The organism is Micromonospora sp. NPDC003241, from assembly GCF_053589795.1.
Map to the genome: position 1 here is coordinate 1 of NZ_JBSFSO010000067.1, position 19,724 is coordinate 19,724.

Consider the following 19,724-nt stretch of genomic DNA (forward strand, 5'->3'; position numbering starts at 1 on the left):
GAACAACCACACACCATCAGAACACCCGACCAGCAGGCACCCCTCCGGGGACCAACCCGCACCCACCTCGCGGCGAGCACTTTTACTACGTTACCCGGAGGTTTCAACCGTGTCAAACCGGCTTCCGCTGGTTTGTCGCGCTTCAACCCTTTTACCGGGCGCCATGAATCCGTTCGGCTTTCGCCGCCCGTCTCGTGGCTTTGGCAGGCCGGCCGCTTGCGGTCTCCCGCTGGCTCGCCCGTTTCCCTGCCGGTCGTCAACCCTACCCGGTCGGTTCCGCCTCGCCAAATCCGCCTCGCGGCGGATCCAGGGGCACCACCCGGCCTCGGCATTGGTGAGTGTATCCACCGCGTTCGAGGGGTTGACCAGCGCTCCGGCCTCAGGTCTTTCGACCGTTTCGTCCGTTCCGCGCTGACAGAGAGAAAGTTACGCGCCCGACGGATTGATCGTCAAATCCGCCGGACGCGTCCCGCGTCACACCGCGCTCAGCTCGCCACTTCGACGCCGGCGAAGGAGCGCTTGCCCCGGCGCAGCACCAGGTACCGCCCGTGCAACAGGTCCTGCGCCGTGGGTACGGCGTCGACCTCGGTCACCCGCTCGTTGTTGAGGTAGGCGCCACCCTCGGTGATCACCCGACGGGCCTCCTTCATGCTCGGCACCAGGCCGGACTCCTTGAGCAGGGTGGCCACGTCCGGCAGCTGGTCGAGGCGTACCAGGCCGGCCTCGGCGAGTGCGGCGCGCAGCGTCACCGGCGTCAGGTCGGCCAGCGAGCCCCGACCGAAGAGCGCCTGACTGGCGGCGACCACCTGCGCCATCTCGCGTTCGCCGTGGACCAGGGTGGTCAGCTCCTCGGCCAGGGCGCGTTGCGCCGCCCGACCCGCCGGGCGCTCCGCGCTCTCCTTCTCCAACGCCTCCAGTTCCTCCCGCGAACGGAAGCTGAAGTAACGCAGGTAACGGCCGATGTCCCGGTCGTCGACGTTGATCCAGAACTGGTAGAAGGCGTACGGGCTGGTCATCTCCGGGTCGAGCCAGACCGCGCCGCCCTCGGTCTTGCCGAACTTCGTGCCGTCCGACTTGGTGACCAGCGGGGTGGTGAAGGCCTGGACCGGGCCGAGCCCGCGGCGGCGTACGTAGTCCACGCCTGCGGTGATGTTGCCCCACTGGTCCGAGCCGCCGAACTGGAGCCGGCAGCCGTGCCGACGGTGCAGCTCGAAGAAGTCGTTGGCCTGGAGGAGCTGGTAGCTGAACTCGGTGAAGCTGATCCCGCTCTCCAGCCGGGCGCGGACCACCTCACGGGCCAGCATCTTGTTGACCGGGAAGTGCTTGCCGACGTCGCGGAGGAACTCGACCACCGACATCTCGCCGGTCCAGTCCAGGTTGTTGACCAGTTCGGCGGCGTTGTCCCCGGTGTACGAGACGAACGGGGCGAGCTGGTCGCGGATGCGCCCGACCCATCCGGCCACCACCTCGGGGGCGTTCAGGGTGCGTTCCGCGCTCTCCTTCGGGTCACCGATCTGCCCGGTGGCGCCGCCGACCAGCAGCAGCGGCCGGTGCCCGGCGAGTTGAAGGCGTCGGGCGGTGGTGACCTGCATCAGGTGGCCGGCGTGCAGGCTCGGCGCGGTCGGGTCGAAGCCGACATAGAACGGGGCCCCGCTGCCGTCGAGCAACGCGCGCAGCTCATCGGGGTCGGTGGAGTCCTGGATCAGGCCGCGCCACCGCAGGTCATCGGTCAGGGAGTCCCGCCGGGGCGACGGGAGGCTGCTGTCGGTCACGGTCACCGATTCTCCCCCATCGGCCGGGTCCGGCCCTACCGGGTCAGCGCGTGCCGGGACTCCGGTTACGCTGACGACGCCAAGATCGAGGAGGCTGCCGTGGAGTTCCCGGACGTGTCGAGCGGCTTCGCCGGGCTGCTCGGGCTGGAGTTCGACGAGGTGACCGGCGACCGGGTGACGATCCGTTGGCGGGTACGCCCGGAGTTGCACCAGCCGTACGGGCTCCAGCACGGCGGGGTCTACTGCGCGGTGGTGGAGACGGCGGCCAGCGTGGGCGGCGGTGTGTGGCTCGGTGACCGGGGCCAGGTCGTCGGCGTGTCCAACCAGACGGACTTCCTGCGGGCGGTACGCGACGGCGAGTTGACCGCGGTGGGCACTCCGGTGCACCGGGGACGCAGCCAGCAGCTCTGGCAGGTGGAGATCACCGACGCGGACGACCGGCTGGTGGCCCGTGGACAGGTACGCCTGCAGAACCTCTACCCGAACGCCTGAACCCCGGCTTCCGCCGCCGGTGCCGCCTCCCGCGGCAGACTGATCGGCCGTGGGCGCGCCTGAGTCCGGCAGCGGATGCCGGTTTTGCGGAAAATTGACGCTTTAACGGCGATATGGTCGCGTCGATGACCGAGCCCGCGCCGCCGCCGACGTGAGGAAGCTGCTCGCCGCCACGCTCGGCATCCTGTCCGCGGTCGGTGGCTTCGTGGACATCGGCGACCTGGTCGCCGCCGGGCAGGCCGGCGCGCGGTTCGGCATGGCGCACACCTGGGTGCTGCTGCTCGGGGTGGTCGCCATCTGCGCGTACGCCGAGATGGCCGGACGGATCGCGGCGGTGACCGGCCGGGCGGTCTTCGACCTCGTCCGGGAACGGCTCGGCGCGCGGGTGGCCCTGGTCAACCTGGTGGCGTCGTACCTGGTCACGGTGATCACGCTGGCCGCCGAACTGGGCGGGGTGGCGTTGGCGCTGCGGCTGGCCACCGGCGTGCCGTACCTGGTGTGGGTGCCGATCGCCGGGGCCGCCGTCTGGCTGGTGCTGTGGCGGATGCGCTTCCCGGTGATGGAGCGGGTGTTCGGACTCGCCGGGCTATCTCTGGTGGTCTTCGCGGTGGCGCTGTTCTGGCTGCCCACCGACTGGGCGGAACTCGGCCGCAGCGCGATCTCGCCGAGCGACTCCGGGCAGGGCTGGGGCGCGTACTGGTTCGTGGCGGTGGCGTTGTTCGCCTCCACGGTCAGCCCGTACGAGGTGTTCTTCTTCTCCTCCGGCGGGGTGGAGGAACGCTGGAGCGCGGCCGACCTGGCCGACGCCCGGTTCAGCGTGCTGGTCGGGTTCCCGATCGGCGGGTTCCTCGCGTTGTCGCTGATCGCCACCGCCGCCGTGGTGCTGCGCCCCGCCGGGCTGACGGTGAGCAGCCTGAACGAGGTCGCCCACCCGGTGGTGCTGGCCTTCGGCACGGTCGGGCTGGCGGTGGCGGCGTTGGCGTTCTTCGCGGTCACCTTCGGCGCCGCGCTGGAGACCGGGCTCTCCGCCGCGTACGCCGCCGCGCAGTACTTCGGGTGGCAGTGGGGCAAGCGGGTCAGCCCGCGCGAGGCGGCGCGGTTCCACACCGTGCTGCTGGTCAGCGTGCTGCTCGGGGTGCTACTGCTGCTCACCGCGATCGACCCGGTGACGCTCACCGAGTACATGCTGATCATCAGCGCGGTGGCGTTGCCGCTGACGTACCTGCCGATCCTGGTCGTCGCCAACGACCGCACGTATCTCGGCGACCGGGTCAACGGGCGGGCACTCAACCTGCTCGGCGCGGTGATCCTGCTGGTCATCGTCGCGGCGGCGATCGCCGCCGTACCGCTGGCCGTGGGCACGAGGATGGGACAGTGAGGATCGAGGTGAGTCGGCAGTTGCTGGACCGCCAGCTCGTCGACCTGGCGGGGCGCCTGATCGGCAAGGTGGACGACGTGGAGTTCGCGTTCGACGCGGACGGGGTGCCGTACCTGCGGACGCTGCTCAGCGGGCCCGGCGCGCTCGGCGCACGGGTCGGCGGGCGGCTCGGGCGGATGCTGGTGCTCACCGCCGAACGCTTCGTCACGGACCGGCCGGTGGCGCCCCTGCGTATCCCGTACGACCTGGTCGCCCGGGTCGACAGCGCGGTGTGGCTGCGGGTGTCGGCCGAGGAGCTGGCTCCCTCGCCGGTGGAGGAGTGGCTGCGGCGCAGGTTGATCGACCGAATCCCGGGGTCTCACCGTGCGAGCGGGTGAGCTGCTCGGCCGGACCGTGTACGACGAGCAGGGTCGGCGACTGGGTCGGGTGGTCGACCTGGTGGTGCGGGGTGGTCCGGCGGGGCCGCTGCGGTTGACCGACCTGGTGGTGACCCGACACTGGTACGGCCGGGTGAGCGGGCGGCTGATCGGGCCGGAGCGGCATCCGTCCGGCCCGTGGGTGCTCCGCGCGGTGGCCCGGCGACTCGGCCGCAGCACCGTGCAGGTGCCGCTGCACCGGGTCCGGCTGGACCCTCCGCTGCCGGAACCGCCCGGCGACGAGGTGCCGCCGGACGGGACCTAGGGTCGGGTCCCGTCCAGCACGGTCCGCTCGTCCGGCGTCGGCTCCGGCGTCTCCGTCCGCGCCTGGCCCGCGCGACCGGCCGCAGACCGACCCGTCGGGTCCGTCGATGCCCTCGGCGGGTCGGCCGGGGACGGGACCTCCGCGTCGGCCGGCGGGTGCTCCGACGGGTCGGTGGAGTCGGTCGCGGTGTCCGGGGTCTCCGGGTCGCCGGGCCAGCACAGCCGTACCCCGTGGATGGCCCGGGTATCGACCTCGGTGACCTCCAGCAGCCAGCCGTCGACGGTCACGTGCTCACCCTGGGTGGGGATGCGGCCCAGGGCGGCCAGCACCAGGCCGGCGATGGTGGTGTAGTCGCCCTCCGGGCGGCTGGGCAGCTCCACGGAGATGTCCGGCAGGTCGTGCACCGGGAAGGTGCCGGGCAGCAGCAGCGCGCCGTCCGGCTCGGTACGCACCGAGTGCACGTCCCGGTCGGTCTCGTCGTAGATCTCGCCGACGATCTCCTCCAGGATGTCCTCCAGCGTGACGATGCCGTCCACAGCGCCCCGCTCGTCCACCACCAACGCCATGTGCTGACGTTCGGACTTGAACTGGCGCAGCGCGTCGACCACCGGCACCGAGTCGGGCAGCAGCATCGGCGGACGGACGCACTCGTCGACGGGCCGGTCGTCGCGGACGCCGACCAGGTCGCGCAGGTGGATGACGCCGACCGCCTCGTCCAGCCCGCCGTGCCGGACCACCGGCGCCCGGGAGTGTCCGGACGCGGCGAGCACCAGCCGGGCGTCCTCGGCGGTGGTGCCGCTGTCCAGGCAGAAGACCCGCAGCCGGGGCACCAGCACGGCGCGCAGCCGGCGGTCGGCGATCTCCACCGCCCCGGCGATGATGGTCTGCTGCTCCTTGGTGAAGCCGTGGTGGCCGGAGACGATGTCCCGCAGCTCGTCCGGGCTGATCTCGTCCGGCTCCGGCTTCGGGTCGAGCCCGAACAGCCGTACCACCAGGTCGCTGGTGGCGCCGAGCACCCAGACCACCGGCCGGGTGAGGGCGGCGAGCAGGTCGAGCGGGCGGGCGACCAGCAGCGCCCAGCGCTCCGGCACCTGCATCGCGATCCGCTTCGGGGCCAGCTCACCGAAGACCAGGGTGACGAAGGTCAGCACCAGCGTGACCAGGACGATCGCGACCATCTCGGCGGCCCGGCCGAAGACGTCGTCCAGCAGTGGCACCAGCGGCCGGGCCAGCGAGACCGCGGCGGCGGCCGAGGCGAGAAAGCCGGCCAGGGTGATGCCGATCTGGATGGTGGCCAGGAACCGGTTCGGGTCCCGGGCCAGCCGGGCCAGCACCTGTCCGGCGCGGCCGGTGCGTTCCAGCCGCTGGACCTGGCTGTCCCGCAGCGACACCAGTGCCAGTTCACTACCGGCGAAGATCGCGTTGATCACGATCAGGACTCCGACCAGGGCCAGCTGGCTCCAGTAGCTCTGCACGCCCGGTTCTCTCCCTCACTGGACCACGCCGGGTGGCGTCGCCGGCGGAGGCCCCGCGGCGTAGCGGTGCCAATTCCCCGTCGCCCCGACGCCGAATCCTGGTATCGGCACGATGCCTGTGACCGGGTACGGCGCTCGCGCGGACGGTCAGCCCAACGACACCGTCGGTGCCGGCAGGTCCAGGACGAACGAGTCGCCCTCGCGGCGGAAACCGAGCCGGTGGTAGTACGCGCCGACCATGCCCGGTGGGCTGACCACGCGGCGGAACCCCCGGTCGGTGAAGAGGCTGCTGCGCCGGTAGACGAACTCGCCGGGGGTGAAGTCGCGGAAGGCCGGGGTGACGTAGTCGAGGTCGATCTGGGCGACGCCGTCGCCGACGTCGCGGGCCAGCACCACGCCGACCACCTCGTCGGCGCGTACCACCAGGAAGGCCGCGCGGGCGGTCACCCGCCCGGGGTGGAAGCCGGGGTTGAACCGGGCGATGTCGGCGGCGTGCACCCGCAGCGTGTGGGCCAGGAAGGCGTCGTCGGCACCCACCTCGACCACCTGGTAGGTCTGCTCGTCGTGCCGGGTGGTGAGCAGCCCCCGCAGGTACCACACGTTGATCACGGCCAGCACGACGTTGAGCCCCACCATGGGCCACACCTGCACGGCGGAGTTGTAGCCGATCAGCACGAAACAGCCGACCAGGTTGAGGGCGCGCAGCCGCAGGATGCGCGTCTGCAGCAGCGACCACACCAGCAACGCGGAGCCGGCCCAGCCGACGAGTTCCAGCCAGTTCACCCCGCGAGGGTAGTCGCCGCCCTGGTCAGCGACCCGGCGGGGCGGGCGTTAGGCGAGGTGGGCGGTCAGGCGGGCAGTTCCAGGACGTACTCGTCGACCTCGTGACCACGGGCCGGGGCGAAGGCCCGGTCGGTGCCGCGCACGACGAACCCGCAGCGCCGCAGCACGGTCAGCGAGCCGGCGTTGTCGACCGCCGCGCGCGCGTGCAGCGGCCGTCGGGTCACCTCCCCGAGCAGCGCGCCGAGCGCCCGCGTGGCGTGGCCCCGACCCCATCGTGCCGGGTCGATCCAGTAGCTGACCTCGGTGCGGTCCCCGACGGGGAAGGCCAGCACGTAGCCGACCACGGCGTCGTCGACGGTCACGGTGCGGGCCAGGATGTCCGGGTCGGTCAGGATGCGGACCCAGCGGGCGGCGAACACGCGCGGGTCGGCCGGGTCCGCCGGACCGAAGGCGGCCATCCGGTTGGCCTCGGCGTCCAACTGGTGGGCGTAGAACTCCGGCAGGTCGTCCTCGCCGACGGGCCGCAGTCGCAGGTCGTCGGTCATTCCTCAGACGATACGCAGCGCCTGCCTCGGTCGGGCAGGGCCGTTGGTCCCGGGCCACGCGGGCGGATCGCCCCTGCCGCCCGGCGCCGGACCGGACCAGGCTGGTGTCGGGAGAGCCGTCAGCGGGACGGCCCGGGCACAGGGCGGAGCGGACGTTGGCCGGACAGGTCCAGGTCACCGGCGGGAAGCATGCGACGCGGACCGGGGTGGTCGCGGAAGCGGCACCGGACGGCGCGACCGGCGCCCGCACCCAGAGGCGGTGGGCGGTACGGCACGTGGTCACCTCGGGCGGCGTCCGCTTCGACGTGACCGGCACCGGGTACGCCCCGTTCGGCGGCGTGCACCGCGACGGCACACCGGTGGCCGTACCGGACGAGCTACGCCGCCTGGCGCGGGCCGGGCTGCTCTGCTCCGACGCCTCGGTCGCTCCGCCGGACGCCGACCGACCGGACTGGTACGCCGTCGGCGATCCGGTGGAGGCGGCGCTGGTGACCTTCGCGGCCCGCTGCGGGTTGGACCCGGTCCGCACCCGGACCGCCTGGCCGCGCATCGCCGGGTACCCCTTCGACCGGCGGTTGCGCCGGACGACCACGGTGCACCGCTGCTGCGACCGCCGGTACCTGGTGGTCTGCGCGGGTGCGCCGGAGGGGGTGCTGCGCATGCCGCTGCTCGACGCCGTCGACGGGGACGTGACCACCCTGACCGCCGCCGCGCAGCGGATGGCCGACACCGGGTGGCGGGTGCTGGCGGTGGCGGCGGCCCTGGTGGGGACGGCACCGGTCGACGCCGCCCACCCGGTCGGGTTGCGCCCGCTGGGGCTGGTCACGGTCGGCGACTGCGCGCGGGCCGCCACCTCCTGACGCGCGGGTTCGGTGCCGCGCAGACCCCGTACCGTCGAGGGATCATGAGCCGGTGACGGGTCGGGCCCGGTGGTGTGTCGAGGCCGGCCCGCCGGTGGACGGCCCCGACAATGGGCAGAGGCGAATCTGGAGGGCTGATGAACCGACCTGTCGTGGTGGGGGTGGACGGATCACCGCCGAGCCTGGTCGCCGCGGAACACGCGGCGCAGGCGGCGGTCTGGCGATCCCGCTCGCTGCACCTGGTGCACGGCTACCTGCACCCGCTCGGCTACGGGGTGCCGATCAACCCGTACGAGGTGGGGTTGCCGGCGCCGACCGAGGACGGCCGGAAGATGCTCGAACAGACCGCCGCCGAGCTGGTCGACCGGTGGCCGGGGCTCACCGTCGAGGTACGCCAAGTGGCCGGAGGCCCGGGTGCGACGCTGGTCGAGGAGTCCCGGCGGGCGGAACTGGTCGTGGTCGGCAGCCGGGGTCTCGGCGGCTTCGCGGGACTGCTGCTCGGTTCGGTCGGCACCCAGGTCGCCGCGCACGGCCACTGTCCGGTGCTGGTGGTCCGGCCCCCGGACCGTCCGTTGCCGACCGAGGGGCCGGTGCTGGTCGGGGTGGACGGCTCCGAGTCGGCCGAGCTGGCCGTCGGGTACGGCGCCGAGGAGGCGGTCCGGCGCGGTGGCACGCTGGTGCTGACGCACGTCGCCGACGAACGGCACGCGGACGACGGCGGGGAGGCGGCGGCGCTGCTGGCCACGGCGGCGGCCTCGGCCCGGGGCAGCCATCCGGGGCTGACCGTCGAGGAACGGTTGATCACCGCGGCGAAGCCGGACCAGGCACTGATCGAGGCGACCTCCGACGCGGCCCTGGTGGTGGCGGGCTCCCGTGGGCGGGGCGGCTTCGCCGGACTGCTGCTCGGCTCGGTCAGCCAGGCGCTGGTGCAGCACGCCCGCTGCCCGGTGCTGGTCGCCCACCCGCACGAACCGGAGCTCTGAGTCGCCAACGCCCTCGCCGTGGTCACGGCGAGGGCGAACGCGTCGTACGGTCAGGCGTCGCCGCCGCGCAGCAGCCGCTCGAAGTCGGTGCCGAGCGCGAACGGGTCGGCCGGTCCGCCCGACGGGGCGGCGCGGTGCACCTGCTCGGCGAGTTCCCGGGCGGCACGGGTGATCCGGGACCGTAGCGCGCCCTCGGCCGTACCGCCGGACCAGTCCTCGGAGGCGGCGAAGACCGCCGTCGGCATCACCACCGACCGTAGGTAGCCGAACATCGGGCGGAGCGCGTGCTCCAGGGCGAGGGAGTGCCGGGCGGTGCCCCCGGTGGCGCCGATGAGCACCGGTCGGCCGCCCAGCGCGTCGGCGTCGAGCAGGTCGAAGAACGACTTGAACAGGCCGCTGTACGAGGCGTTGAAGATCGGCGTGACGGCGATCAGGCCGTCCGCGCCGGTGACCCGGTCGAGCACCTGCCGCAGCGGGTCCGGGGCGAACCCGGTGAGCAGGTGGTTGACGATGTCGTGGGCGTACTCGCGCAGCTCGACGTGGTGCAGCTCGACCTGCTCGCCGCGCCCGACCAGCTCGTCGCGGGTGGCCACGGCGAGCTGGTCGGCGAGCAACCGGGTCGACGACGGCTGGCTGAGGCCGGCCGAGACGACGGCGATCGCGCGTACGGTCACCGCTCCCCCTCCACCGACGCGGCGCCGGCCAGCGCGTCGTCGCCGGAGGCGGCCCGCTCGGCGGCGGCGCGCAGCGAGGCGTGCGTCGGTGCCGCCGGGACGTGGGCGGGACGCAGCGACTCGAACTCCTTGCGCAACACGGGTACGACCTCCTCGCCGAGGATGTCGAGCTGCTCCAGCACGGTCTTCAGCGGCAGGCCGGCGTGGTCGACCAGGAAGAGCTGACGCTGGTAGTCGCCCACGTAGTCACGGAAACCGAGGGTCCGGTCGATCACCTGCTGCGGGCTGCCCACCGTCAGCGGCGTCTGCGAGGTGAACTCCTCCAGCGACGGGCCGTGCCCGTAGACCGGCGCGTTGTCGAAGTAGGGCCGGAACTCGCGTACCGCGTCCTGGGAGTTGCGCCGCATGAAGACCTGGCCGCCGAGGCCGACGATGGCCTGGTCGGCGGAGCCGTGGCCGTAGTGCGCGAAGCGCTGCCGGTAGAGGCCCACCATCCGGCGGGTGTGCTCGGCCGGCCAGAAGATGTGGTTGGCGAAGAACCCGTCGCCGTAGTACGCGGCCTGCTCGGCGATCTCCGGGCTACGGATCGAGCCGTGCCAGACGAACGGCGGCACGCCGTCGAGCGGTCGCGGCGTGGAGGTGAAGGACTGCAACGGGGTACGGAACTTGCCCGACCAGTCGACGACGTCCTCCCGCCAGAGCCGGCGCAGCAGGTCGTAGTTCTCGATCGCGAGCGGGATGCCGTTGCGGATGTCCTGGCCGAACCAGGGGTAGACCGGGCCGGTGTTGCCGCGCCCCATCATCAGGTCGACCCGGCCGTCGGCCAGGTGCTGGAGCATCGCGTAGTCCTCGGCGATCTTCACCGGGTCGTTGGTGGTGATCAGCGTGGTCGCGGTGGACAGCAGCAGCCGCTCGGTGCGGGCCGCGATGTAGCCCATCATGGTGGTGGGCGAGGAGGGCACGAACGGCGGGTTGTGGTGCTCGCCGGTGGCGAAGACGTCGAGACCGACCTCCTCGGCCTTGAGCGCGATGGCCACCATCGCCTTGATCCGCTCCGCCTCGGTCGGCTCACGACCGTTGGTCGGGTCGACCGTGACGTCGCCGACGGTGAAGACTCCGAACTGCATGACAGCTCCTCGTGTCGTCCGACCCGGGCGGTTCGTACCCGGCGCTGCGGACAACATATTTGACTCGTCAACTATTCCGTAGCCCCGGCCCCCTCCAGTGTCCCCCGTCACGCCGCGCTCATCCCCGGCCGGGGTCGCCACCGGGAGGCCCGGATCGCCGCCGGAACGCTACGGGACCGGCGGGTTCGCCGTCTGGCGCTGGTAGTGCCGGGACACCCGGGCACGGTTGCCGCAGGACGGCTTGCACCACGCCTGGCGGGGATGGTCCTTGACGAAGTAGCGCACGCAGCGCGGCGCCGGGCAGGCGAGCAGTTGGGCACGCGCCGGGCCGGCGAGGAACTCGATCGCCGCCCGGGCCAGCACCGCCGTGAGCCACCGCCGGGCGTCGGGCGCCGCACCCCGCCAGGCGACCGTCGGCGTCGAATCCTCCGGCCAGCTCAGCACCGGCCGGACCGGCAGCCGACCGGCGGCCTCGTTGAGTCGGTCGACGGCGTCCGGCACGGGCAGCAGCGTCGAGGAGTCGGCCCGACTCGGCGGCCCGGGACGGACCGCTCGCCGCGGAACTCTTCGCATCCCCACTGCCGGTCATGGTCTGCCCCGGCAACCACGACGTCCGCGACGCGTACCGCAAGGGCCTGCTCGGTGACGACGGGGGCGGCAGCGGCCCGATCAACACCCGGCACGACGTCGCCGGCGCGGTCTTCCTGCTCGCGGACTCGTCGATTCCGGGCGAGAACGACGGTCACCTCGACGAGGAGACCATGGAGTGGCTCGCCGGAGAACTCGGCTCGGTGCCGGCCGGGACGCCGGTCTTCGTCTCCTTCCACCACCCGCCGGTCGCCCTGCACCACCCCGTCGTCGACTCGATGCGGCTCTCCCCCACCGCGCCACTGGCCGCACTGCTGGCCGCCCACCCACAGGTCGTCGCGGTGCTCACCGGCCACTTCCACACCGCCGCCGCGAGCACCTTCGCCGGTCGGCCACTGCGGATCGCGCCCGGCGTCGTCTCCACGCTCCGACTGCCCTGGGAAGGTGACGGACCGCTTGTCGACCTGCGCCAACCACCCGGGGTGGCGTTCCACGTGTACGACGACGCCGGACTGCTGAGCACCCACTACCGCGTGGTGGTCTGAGGTTGGACAGGGTCGCCGTCCTCGGCTTCCTGATCGCCGTCGCGCCGATCACCCTGACGCCGGGGACCAGCCTGACCCTGGTCGTGTCGCGGGTCGCCGTCGGCGGGGCCCGGCAGGGATGGTGCGTGATCCTGGGTACGGTCACCGGGATCTACGTGCACGGCACGCTCGCCGCCGTCGGCCTCGCCGCGCTGGTGCTGCGCTCGTCGCAGGCGTTCTGGACGGTGAAGCTGCTCGGCGCCGCCTATCTGGTCGGGTTCGGGCTTTGGCTGCTGTGGTCGACCGTCCGGCGCCGCCGCCCGCACGGCCCGGCCACCGCCCGCCGGCCCCGGCGGCTGCCGTGGCGCGGGCACCACCCCTACGCGCAGGGGCTGCTCGGCACCGTGCTCAACCCCAAGGCCGCCGCCGTGTACCTGACGCTGGCCCCGCAGTTCCTCGGCTCACACCGCTCCGTGCTGGTGCCGATGCTGGTGCTGGCCTCGACGCACGCGGTGCTGCACACCTGCTGGCTCGCCGGCTGGACCGTGGTCTCGGGTGCGGCGGCCCGGGTGCTGCGCACCCTCCGGGTACGCCGACTGCTGGACCGGCTGACCGGCGCGCTCCTGGTCGGTCTCGGTGTCCGCACCGCAGTCGGATAGAGCGGCCTGGCAGACCCGGGTCAGCGCGGACGCGGGTCAGCGCGGTCGCGGGTCAGCGCCGTAGAGGGTCAGCGCCGTCGCCGGGGCACGTGGCGACGGTAGGCACTGACCGTCGGGTCACCGGTGATCCAGAAGCGCCAGGGGACGTCGTGGGCGGCGGCCACGCCGACCCGAGGACCAGCGGAGACCTCGGACGGCGCGACCGGCCGCGTCGGCGGAGTCAGCAGCAGCGGCCCGCTGCCGTCGACGAGGTCGGTGCCGTTCGCCGTCGCGTCGAGCCCCAGCGCCACCACCAACCGGGCCGGGCCGCGAGCCAGGTCCCGGTCGGGCACCTCGCCGCGACGCTTGCGGGCGAGATCCAGCCCGTCGACCACCGCACCGGCGCGCAGCAGCACCGCCGCCGCCTCCCCCTCGCGCCCGCAGACCACGTTCAGGCACCAGTGCATGCCGAAGACGAAGTACGTGTAGGCGTGGCCCGCCGGACCGAACATGACCTTGGTGCGCGGAGTCGGCCCGCGATGGGCGTGCGAGGCCGGGTCCTCACCGGTACCGGCGTACGCCTCGACCTCGGTCAGCCTGATCCGGACGCCGCCAGCCGCGAGTTCCCAGCCGAGCAGCGTGCGCGCAGTCTCGGCGATCTCGGCGGCGGGCGCGGTCAGCCAGGAGTGGTCCACCCGTCCAGATAACCCCGACCGGAGTTCGATCGGCAACCACGCGACGTCTCGGAGCCCTCTGCTGTACGGCCAGGTGGAAGTCTTGATCCATGCTCTCCATGGAGCGCACCCGACCTCGACGGATCGGGCCTCCCGTACTCCTCCTTGCCGCCTGTCGAGCTGAACCGTCGGCGCTATCGCCCGCACCGGATGCGGGCTCGGGGCGATGCCCGATCCGTTGCTGCGGTCAGCTCGACAGGCGCCTCGGTGGACTAGGTGTCGACGCCCGACCGACATCCGGCAATCGACGCTCCTCCGAGCATCCTCAAGGGCTCCTGGCCGTCCGGTCGGCATCTGCTTCACCACACCCGCTCTTCAACGATGCGTTGACAACGTTCCGTTGAAGTAGTGGACTGGGGGCATGACCGCCGCCTCTCCCCGTACCTCAGCACCGGCCGCCCAGGATCGGGCCCACCACACCTACGCGGCCCTGCACCGGCTCACCGAGCGGCACGCCGCCACCGAGGCGCAGCGCCGCCGGCACACCAACCCGTACGCCGCCGACCCGTACGAGGCGATCGCCGTGGTGTTGGCCCTGGCTGCCGGGGCGGCCGAGGCGGCGCCGGGCGAGGAACCGGTCGACGAGGCGGACCTGCTCGCCGCGCTCACGCTCTTCCCACACCTGCGGGCGGAGATCGACACGATGGAGGCGGGACTGCTCGACCTCGCCCGTAGCCGTGGGCTGACCTGGCAGTCGATCGGACACGGGCTCGGCCTGGGCAGCGCCCAGGCCGCCCGCCAGCGTTACGACCGGCTGGCCGCCCGCACCCGATCGGACCAGGCCGCCGACTGAGTCGACCCGGGCGCCCCACCGAGGCCGACAGCACGAACGGTTCAGCTCGACAGGGCGCCGACCAGAGGTGAGGAACCGCAGGCGCAGGAGCCGACTAGGACTTGGGACTGGGACCGAAACGGTTCGGACCGGGCTGGCCGTCCTGCACGAAGAACACGACCAGCACGATCCACCCGACGATCGGGATCAGCCCGATCAGGAGCCACCAGCCGGAACGACCCAGGTCGTGCAGGCGGCGCACGGAGACCGCCAGCGACGGCAGCAGGAAGGCCAGGTTGACGAGCAGGGAGACCGGCCCACCCGTCGTCGCGTCGAAGTCGAGACCCAACGCGCTGTCGATGAGCGCAGCCACGATTCCGACACCGAAGAGGAACAGCGCGAACCACCAGTACTCGGAGCGACGAGCCCGCCCTCCGAAGCCCGCGTACTGGGAAAGCGCGGAGCGAATTGCATCGGTGAATGACACGACGGCTCCATTCCACGATAGAGCGACGCTGATGCCAGCAGCGTACGAGGTCGTGTCACTCGATTCGGCCGACCGTCGTCACCCCGACGCGGTCGGCCCGGCCGGTGTCGATCGGGCCGGGCCGACCGCCTCAGCGGGGTACGACCTGCTCCGCCGCCCACTCCCGCCAACCGGCCAGCCGGTCGGCGGCGGTGGCGAGCTGGTCGGCGACCGGGCCGGGGCCGGTCGAGCCGGGCGTGGTCCGGGCGGCCAGTGCCGAGCGGACCGACAGCACGTTCCGGACGCTCGGGTCGAGGTGCTCGCTGACCGTGGCCAGGTCCTCGTCGGAGACCTCGTCGAGGGCGCAGTCCCGGACCGCGCAGAGCGCCACCAGCTTGCCGGTGATCTCGTGCGCGTCGCGGAACGGCACACCCTTACGGACCAGCCAGTCGGCCACCTCGGTGGCCAGCGAGAAGCCCACCGGCGCGGCGGCGACCAGTCGGTCGACGCGTACCGTCATGGTGGAGATCATCCCGGCCAGGGCCGGCAGCAGCAGTTCCAGGGTGTCGACCGCGTCGAAGGCCGGCTCCTTGTCCTCCTGCATGTCCCGGTCGTACGTCATGGGCAGGCCCTTGAGCATGGTCAGCACCGCGACCAGCCCACCGACCAGCCGTCCCGACTTACCCCGGGCCAGCTCGGCGATGTCCGCGTTCTTCTTCTGCGGCATGATCGAGGAGCCGGTGGCGAAGGCGTCGTCCAGCTCCACCCAACCGAACTCGTGGGACGTCCAGAGCACCACCTCCTCGCCGAGGCGGGACAGGTGCACGCCGACCAGCGCGGTGATGAAGAGGAACTCGGCGACGAAGTCCCGGTCCGCGACCGCGTCCATCGAGTTGGCGAACGAGGTCCGGAAGCCCAGCTCCTTGGAGACCGCCACCGGGTCCAGCGGCAGCCCCGACCCGGCCAGCGCGCCGGCGCCGAGCGGGCTCACGGCGGTGCGGTGGTCCCAGTCGCGCAGCCGCTCCAGGTCCCGCAGCAGCGGTTGCACGTGAGCGAGCAGCCAGTGGCCGAAGGTGACCGGCTGGGCGTGCTGCAGGTGCGTCATCCCGGGCGCGGCGGTGTCCACGTGCCGCTCGGCCTGCTCCACCAGCGCCTCGGCCAGCTCGACCAGCCGCGAGGCCACCCCCCGGGCGTGGTCGCGCAGATAGAGCCGCAGGTCGGTGGCGACCTGGTCGTTGCGGGACCGGCCGGCGCGCAGCTTGCCGCCGAGGCTGCCGAGCCGTTCCAGCAGCCCGCGTTCCAGGGCGGTGTGCACGTCCTCGTCGTCGACCGTGGGCCGGAACGCGCCGGAGGCGCAGGCCGCCTCCAGGTCGTCCAGGGCGGCGAGGATGCGGCCCAGTTCGTCCGGGTCGAGCAGGCCGGCGCCGGCCAGCACCCGGGCGTGGGCCCGGGAACCGGCGATGTCGTACGGGGCCAGCCGCCAGTCGAACTGGACGCTCACCGACAGCCGGGCGAGCGCCTCCGACGGGCCACCGGCGAACCGGCCACCCCACAGGCTCGTACGGTTGGCGGGCGCGCTGTTCTCGGTCAGGCTCTTGTCGTCCACCTGGCCCATTCTGGTGGTCACCACCGCGACGCTCCGCACCGGGCGTCCCGCCCGAGGTCCCGCTCGGTCATGGTGCTGTGTTCCCTTCGGTGTACTCGTCGCGGCGGGCCCAGCCGGCGAGTCGTTCGCCGAGCGCGGCTCCGCCGTCGGATTCGCGGGCCACCACGAGGATGGTGTCGTCGCCGGCGATGGTGCCGACCACCTCCGGCAGGCCCGCCCGGTCCAACGCGCTGGCCAGATACTGCGCCGCACCCGGCGGGGTGCGCAGCACCGCGATGTTGCCGCTGGAGTCGACCTCGTTGAGCAGTTCCCGCAGCAGCCGTACCAGCCGGGCCGGCGCCGCCTCGGCGTCGCGCAGCGGCCGGTGACCGTCCTCCGGGATGACGTACACGGCCCGGCCGTCGCCGCCCCGGGCGGTGACCGCGCCGAGTTCCTTCAGGTCCCGCGAGAGCGTGGCCTGGGTGACCTGGACGCCCTCGTCGCCGAGGAACTCGGCCAGCTCGGTCTGCGAGCGGACGGCCCGGTCGCGGATCAGCTCGACGATGCGGGCGTGCCGGGCGGCACGGGTCAACGGTGCGCTCATGTCGTCTCCGTCAGCAGGAACGTCAGCAACGCCTTCTGGGCGTGCAGCCGATTCTCCGCCTGGTCGAAGACGGCGCTGCGCGGGCCGTCCAGCACCTCGTCGGTGATCTCCTCGCCCCGGTGCGCCGGCAGGCAGTGCAGCACGATCACCGTCGGTGCGGCGTGCCCGAGCAGTTCCTCGTTGACCTGGTACGGCAGGAACGGGGTGGCGCGGTCCAGCCCGTCGCTCTCCTGCCCCATCGAGACCCAGGTGTCGGTGGCGACCACGTCGGCGTCCCGGACCGCGGCGACCGGGTCGACGAGCACCTGGACGCTGCCGCCGGTGTCGGCGGCGATCGCCTCGGCGCGGGCCACCACGTCGGCGTCGGGCGCGAAGCCCTCCGGACCGGCGACGCGGACGTGCATCCCGGCGGTCGCGCCGGCCAGCAGGTACGAGTGGGACATGTTGTTCGCCGCGTCACCGACGTACGCCAGGGTGCGCCCGGCGATGTCGCCGAAGCGTTCCCGCACGGTCAGCAGGTCGGCCAGGAGCTGGCAGGGGTGGAAGCCGTCGGTCAGCGCGTTGACCACCGGCACGGTGGCCCCCTCGGCCACCTCGGCGATCCGGTCGTCGCCGTGCGTGCGCAGCACGATCGCGGCCACGTAGCGGGACAGCACCCGGCCCGCGTCGGCCAGCGTCTCCCCCCGCCCGAAGTGGGTGACCTGGGTGTCCACCACCAGTGGGTGCCCGCCGAGTTCGGCGATGCCGGCGTCGAACGAGATCCGGGTCCGCAGACTCTGCTTGTCGAACAGCACCGCCACCGACCGGGGCCCGGCGAGCGGCGCGTACGCGAACCGGTCGGCCTTCATCCGGGCCGCCAGGTCGAGCACGGCGGCCTGCTCGGCGGGCGACAGGTCGTCGTCACGCAGGAAGTGCCGGGTCATGCGTTGGCCTCCGTCGGGTCGAGGTCACCGGCCGGGCCGGGGGTAGGCGTCACCGCGTCGAGGGCGACCGGCAGCGCGGCCAGGAACGCGTCGGCCTGGTCGGCGCTGAGGATCAGCGGCGGGGCCAGCCGGAGCACGTCCGGCTGGATCGGGTTCACCAGGAAACCGGCTCCGCGCAGCGCCTCGGTGGCGGCGGCCGACACCGGCGCGGTCAGCGTCACGCCGAGCAGCAGCCCGGCACCCCGCACCCCGCTCACCAACGGGTGCCCGAGCCCCTCGACGCCCCGGCGCAGCCGCTCCCCAATCCGCTTGACGTGGTCGAGCAGCCCCTCGTGGGCGATCGTGGAGATCACCGCGAGCGCGGCGGCGCAGCTCACCGGGTTGCCGCCGAAGGTGCTGCCGTGCGACCCGGCGACCAGCAGGTCGGCGGCCGGACCGAAGGCCAGGGTGGCACCGATCGGCAGTCCGCCGCCGAGCCCCTTGGCCAGGGTCACCACGTCCGGCTCGACGCCCTCGGCCTGGTGCGCGTACCAGTGCCCGGTGCGACCGATCCCGGTCTGCACCTCGTCGATCACCAGCAGCGCGCCGTGCCGGGCGGTGATCCGCCGGGCGGCGGCGAGGTAGCCGGCCGGCGGGACCACCACGCCGTTCTCGCCCTGGATCGGCTCCAGGATCACCATCGCCGTCGCGTCGGTCACCGCCGCCTCCAGCGCGGCGACGTCACCGTACGGGACGTGGTCGACCTCGCCGGGCAGCGGACGGAACGGGTCGGCCTTGGCCGGCTGACCGGTCAACGCCAGGGCGCCCATGGTCCGGCCGTGGAAACCACCGACGGTGGCGACCGCGTGGGTGCGGCCGGTCCGCCGCGACAGCTTGAACGCCGCCTCGTTGGCCTCCGCGCCGGAGTTGGCGAAGAACACCCGACCCGGACGTCCGGCCAGGGCCAGCAGCAGCTCCGCCAGGGCCACCGGAGGTTCGGCGACGTACAGGTTGGAGACGTGTCCGAGCGTGGCGACCTGCTTCGACACGGCGGCCACCACGGCCGGGTGCGCGTGACCGAGGGAGTTGACGGCGATGCCGCCGAGCAGGTCCACGTACTCCCGACCGGTCTCGTCGGTCACCACCGCGCCGGAACCGGACACCAGGGCCAACGGCGGCGTGCCGTAGTTGTCCATCATCGACTGCCGCCACCGCTCGACCAGCGTCATGCCGGCACTCCGCTCGCTCATGAGGGGATCACCATCGTCCCGAAGCCTTCCGAGGTGAAAACTTCCAACAGGGTGGAGTGCGCGACCCGGCCGTCGACCACGTGGGCCGCGGGTACGCCGCCGGTGACCGCACGCAGGCAGGCCTCCATCTTGGGCACCATGCCCGACTCCAGCGACGGCAGCAGCTCGGCCAACTCGGTGGTGCCGATCTCGCTGACCAAGCTGGAGGTGTCCGGCCAGTTGGCGTACAGGCCGGGCACGTCGGTGAGCACGACCAGCTTGCGGGCGCGCAGCGCCACCGCCAGCGCGGCGGCGGCGGTGTCGGCGTTGAGGTTGTGCAGCACCCCGTCCACGTCCGGGGCCACCGTGGAGATGACCGGGATCCGGCCCGCCCCGATCAGGTCGTCGACCGCCGAGACGTCCACCGACTCGACGTCGCCGACCTGGCCCACGTCGACGGCTTCCCCGTCCACGTACGCGTGTCGGCGTACCGCGGTGAACAGCCCGGCGTCCTCGCCGGAGAGACCGACCGCGAACGGACCGTGCGCGTTGATCAGCCCGACGAGTTCCCGGCCGACCTGCCCGACCAGCACCATCCGGACCACGTCCATCGCCTCCGGAGTGGTCACCCGCAGGCCGCCCCGGAACTCGCTGTCGATGCCGAGCCGACCGAGCATCGCCGAGATCTGCGGCCCCCCGCCGTGCACCACGACCGGCTTGAGCCCGACGTAGCGCAGAAACACCATGTCGGCGGCGAAGGCCCGCTGCAACTCGGGGTCGACCATGGCGTTGCCGCCGTACTTGACCACGACCGTGGAGCCGGAGAACCGGGCCAGCCAGGGCAGCGCCTCGATCAGGGTGGCGGCCTTCTCCTGGGCGCGGGTCAGATCCGAGGTCAGGGTCACCGGACCG

General features: G+C 72.7%; 23 protein-coding genes. 9 read left to right on the forward strand and 14 right to left on the reverse strand.

The annotated features are described in order from the left end of the window. Positions 1–485: 485 nt before the first annotated feature. Positions 486–1,772 carry a tyrosine--tRNA ligase gene (gene tyrS, locus ACWDVW_RS30755; RefSeq protein ID WP_449956031.1) on the reverse strand — a complete coding sequence of 429 codons (1,287 nt, stop codon included), beginning with the start codon at positions 1,770–1,772 and terminating at the stop codon, positions 486–488. 99 nt (positions 1,773–1,871) lie between these two features. Here tyrS and ACWDVW_RS30760 point away from each other — a divergent pair, with 99 nt between their 5' ends. From ACWDVW_RS30760 to ACWDVW_RS30775, 4 genes are all read left to right on the forward strand, one after another. After that, positions 1,872–2,264, forward strand: a complete 393-nt coding sequence (locus ACWDVW_RS30760) for a PaaI family thioesterase (RefSeq protein ID WP_449955951.1) — start codon at positions 1,872–1,874, stop codon at positions 2,262–2,264. Between the two features lie 151 nt (positions 2,265–2,415). Next, on the forward strand, positions 2,416–3,642 hold the full coding sequence (locus tag ACWDVW_RS30765; RefSeq protein ID WP_449955953.1) for an NRAMP family divalent metal transporter: 1,227 nt from the start codon (positions 2,416–2,418) through the stop codon (positions 3,640–3,642). Further along, positions 3,639–4,019, forward strand: a complete 381-nt coding sequence (locus ACWDVW_RS30770; protein ID WP_449955956.1) for a hypothetical protein — start codon at positions 3,639–3,641, stop codon at positions 4,017–4,019. Before ACWDVW_RS30765 ends, ACWDVW_RS30770 begins: the two co-directional genes overlap by 4 nt. Then, on the forward strand, positions 4,006–4,323 hold the full coding sequence (locus tag ACWDVW_RS30775) for a PRC-barrel domain-containing protein (protein WP_449955959.1): 318 nt from the start codon (positions 4,006–4,008) through the stop codon (positions 4,321–4,323). Before ACWDVW_RS30770 ends, ACWDVW_RS30775 begins: the two co-directional genes overlap by 14 nt. On the opposite strand, the gene ACWDVW_RS30780 is transcribed toward ACWDVW_RS30775, so the two are convergent. From ACWDVW_RS30780 to ACWDVW_RS30790, 3 genes are all read right to left on the reverse strand, one after another. Beyond that, on the reverse strand, positions 4,320–5,798 hold the full coding sequence (locus ACWDVW_RS30780) for a hemolysin family protein (protein WP_449955961.1): 1,479 nt from the start codon (positions 5,796–5,798) through the stop codon (positions 4,320–4,322). The genes ACWDVW_RS30775 and ACWDVW_RS30780 overlap by 4 nt on opposite strands. 147 nt (positions 5,799–5,945) lie before the next feature. After that, the gene (locus ACWDVW_RS30785; RefSeq protein ID WP_449955964.1) at positions 5,946–6,581 is read right to left on the reverse strand and encodes a hypothetical protein; all 636 of its coding nucleotides are present in this window, start codon (positions 6,579–6,581) and stop codon (positions 5,946–5,948) included. 65 nt (positions 6,582–6,646) lie between these two features. Further along, on the reverse strand, positions 6,647–7,126 hold the full coding sequence (locus ACWDVW_RS30790; protein WP_449955967.1) for a GNAT family N-acetyltransferase: 480 nt from the start codon (positions 7,124–7,126) through the stop codon (positions 6,647–6,649). Between the two features lie 155 nt (positions 7,127–7,281). On the opposite strand from ACWDVW_RS30790, the gene ACWDVW_RS30795 reads away from it, so the two are divergent. Next, positions 7,282–7,986: a hypothetical protein gene (locus tag ACWDVW_RS30795; RefSeq protein WP_449955970.1), complete on the forward strand. Its 705-nt coding sequence runs from the start codon at positions 7,282–7,284 to the stop codon at positions 7,984–7,986. 137 nt (positions 7,987–8,123) lie between these two features. Beyond that, the gene (locus ACWDVW_RS30800) at positions 8,124–8,969 is read left to right on the forward strand and encodes a universal stress protein (RefSeq protein WP_449955973.1); all 846 of its coding nucleotides are present in this window, start codon (positions 8,124–8,126) and stop codon (positions 8,967–8,969) included. A gap of 50 nt (positions 8,970–9,019) precedes the next feature. Here the strand turns inward: ACWDVW_RS30800 and ACWDVW_RS30805 are convergent, their stop codons facing one another. The 3 genes from ACWDVW_RS30805 to ACWDVW_RS30815 form a co-directional block, all read right to left on the reverse strand. After that, positions 9,020–9,643, reverse strand: coding sequence for an FMN reductase (locus tag ACWDVW_RS30805; protein ID WP_449955976.1), 624 nt, complete (start codon positions 9,641–9,643; stop codon positions 9,020–9,022). Then, the gene (locus tag ACWDVW_RS30810) at positions 9,640–10,770 is read right to left on the reverse strand and encodes an LLM class flavin-dependent oxidoreductase (RefSeq protein WP_449955979.1); all 1,131 of its coding nucleotides are present in this window, start codon (positions 10,768–10,770) and stop codon (positions 9,640–9,642) included. Before ACWDVW_RS30810 ends, ACWDVW_RS30805 begins: the two co-directional genes overlap by 4 nt. A gap of 168 nt (positions 10,771–10,938) precedes the next feature. Then, entirely contained in the window at positions 10,939–11,343 is a 405-nt protein-coding gene (locus ACWDVW_RS30815) for a CGNR zinc finger domain-containing protein (RefSeq protein ID WP_449955982.1), read from the reverse strand. A gap of 14 nt (positions 11,344–11,357) precedes the next feature. Here ACWDVW_RS30815 and ACWDVW_RS30820 point away from each other — a divergent pair, with 14 nt between their 5' ends. Together ACWDVW_RS30820 and ACWDVW_RS30825 are read left to right on the forward strand one after the other, a co-directional pair. After that, positions 11,358–11,903 (forward strand): phosphodiesterase, encoded by a 546-nt coding sequence (locus ACWDVW_RS30820; protein WP_449955985.1) that lies wholly within the window; start codon positions 11,358–11,360, stop codon positions 11,901–11,903. Between the two features lie 2 nt (positions 11,904–11,905). Next, complete coding sequence (locus ACWDVW_RS30825; RefSeq protein ID WP_449955988.1) at positions 11,906–12,541, forward strand: LysE family translocator; 636 nt, start codon at positions 11,906–11,908, stop codon at positions 12,539–12,541. Between the two features lie 68 nt (positions 12,542–12,609). On the opposite strand, the gene ACWDVW_RS30830 is transcribed toward ACWDVW_RS30825, so the two are convergent. Beyond that, positions 12,610–13,215 carry a DNA-3-methyladenine glycosylase gene (locus tag ACWDVW_RS30830; protein WP_449955991.1) on the reverse strand — a complete coding sequence of 202 codons (606 nt, stop codon included), beginning with the start codon at positions 13,213–13,215 and terminating at the stop codon, positions 12,610–12,612. Positions 13,216–13,615: 400 nt separating this feature from the next. Here ACWDVW_RS30830 and ACWDVW_RS30835 point away from each other — a divergent pair, with 400 nt between their 5' ends. Continuing rightward, the gene (locus tag ACWDVW_RS30835; protein ID WP_449955993.1) at positions 13,616–14,047 is read left to right on the forward strand and encodes a DNA-binding protein; all 432 of its coding nucleotides are present in this window, start codon (positions 13,616–13,618) and stop codon (positions 14,045–14,047) included. Between the two features lie 94 nt (positions 14,048–14,141). Here the strand turns inward: ACWDVW_RS30835 and ACWDVW_RS30840 are convergent, their stop codons facing one another. The 6 genes from ACWDVW_RS30840 to argB all read right to left on the reverse strand — a co-directional run bounded on the left by ACWDVW_RS30840 (position 14,142) and on the right by argB (position 19,717). Next, positions 14,142–14,513: a DUF805 domain-containing protein gene (locus tag ACWDVW_RS30840; protein WP_449955996.1), complete on the reverse strand. Its 372-nt coding sequence runs from the start codon at positions 14,511–14,513 to the stop codon at positions 14,142–14,144. Between the two features lie 130 nt (positions 14,514–14,643). Then, a complete protein-coding gene (gene argH, locus ACWDVW_RS30845; protein WP_449956034.1) occupies positions 14,644–16,107 on the reverse strand; it encodes an argininosuccinate lyase in 1,464 nt (487 codons plus the stop codon). 58 nt (positions 16,108–16,165) lie between these two features. After that, positions 16,166–16,681, reverse strand: coding sequence for an arginine repressor (locus ACWDVW_RS30850; RefSeq protein WP_117230175.1), 516 nt, complete (start codon positions 16,679–16,681; stop codon positions 16,166–16,168). After that, positions 16,678–17,604, reverse strand: coding sequence for an ornithine carbamoyltransferase (gene argF / locus ACWDVW_RS30855; RefSeq protein WP_449955999.1), 927 nt, complete (start codon positions 17,602–17,604; stop codon positions 16,678–16,680). The genes ACWDVW_RS30850 and argF overlap by 4 nt, the downstream gene beginning before the upstream one ends. Continuing rightward, entirely contained in the window at positions 17,601–18,833 is a 1,233-nt protein-coding gene (locus ACWDVW_RS30860) for an acetylornithine transaminase (protein WP_449956002.1), read from the reverse strand. Before ACWDVW_RS30860 ends, argF begins: the two co-directional genes overlap by 4 nt. Then, positions 18,830–19,717, reverse strand: a complete 888-nt coding sequence (argB, locus tag ACWDVW_RS30865; protein ID WP_350700076.1) for an acetylglutamate kinase — start codon at positions 19,715–19,717, stop codon at positions 18,830–18,832. The genes ACWDVW_RS30860 and argB overlap by 4 nt, the downstream gene beginning before the upstream one ends. Between the last annotated feature and the right edge of the window lie 7 nt (positions 19,718–19,724).

Excerpts from the sequence above, each read along its gene's own strand:
- ACWDVW_RS30790 (WP_449955967.1), bottom strand. The coding sequence starts at position 7,126 with ATGACCGACGACCTGCGACTGCGGCCCGTCGGCGAGGACGACCTGCCG.
- ACWDVW_RS30800 (WP_449955973.1), top strand. The coding sequence starts at position 8,124 with ATGAACCGACCTGTCGTGGTGGGGGTGGACGGATCACCGCCGAGCCTG.
- ACWDVW_RS30810 (WP_449955979.1), bottom strand. The coding sequence starts at position 10,770 with ATGCAGTTCGGAGTCTTCACCGTCGGCGACGTCACGGTCGACCCGACC.
- ACWDVW_RS30815 (WP_449955982.1), bottom strand. The coding sequence starts at position 11,343 with ATGCGAAGAGTTCCGCGGCGAGCGGTCCGTCCCGGGCCGCCGAGTCGG.
- ACWDVW_RS30820 (WP_449955985.1), top strand. The coding sequence starts at position 11,358 with ATGGTCTGCCCCGGCAACCACGACGTCCGCGACGCGTACCGCAAGGGC.
- ACWDVW_RS30835 (WP_449955993.1), top strand. The coding sequence starts at position 13,616 with ATGACCGCCGCCTCTCCCCGTACCTCAGCACCGGCCGCCCAGGATCGG.
- argH (WP_449956034.1), bottom strand. The coding sequence starts at position 16,107 with ATGGGCCAGGTGGACGACAAGAGCCTGACCGAGAACAGCGCGCCCGCC.
- ACWDVW_RS30850 (WP_117230175.1), bottom strand. The coding sequence starts at position 16,681 with ATGAGCGCACCGTTGACCCGTGCCGCCCGGCACGCCCGCATCGTCGAG.
- argF (WP_449955999.1), bottom strand. The coding sequence starts at position 17,604 with ATGACCCGGCACTTCCTGCGTGACGACGACCTGTCGCCCGCCGAGCAG.
- ACWDVW_RS30860 (WP_449956002.1), bottom strand. The coding sequence starts at position 18,833 with ATGAGCGAGCGGAGTGCCGGCATGACGCTGGTCGAGCGGTGGCGGCAG.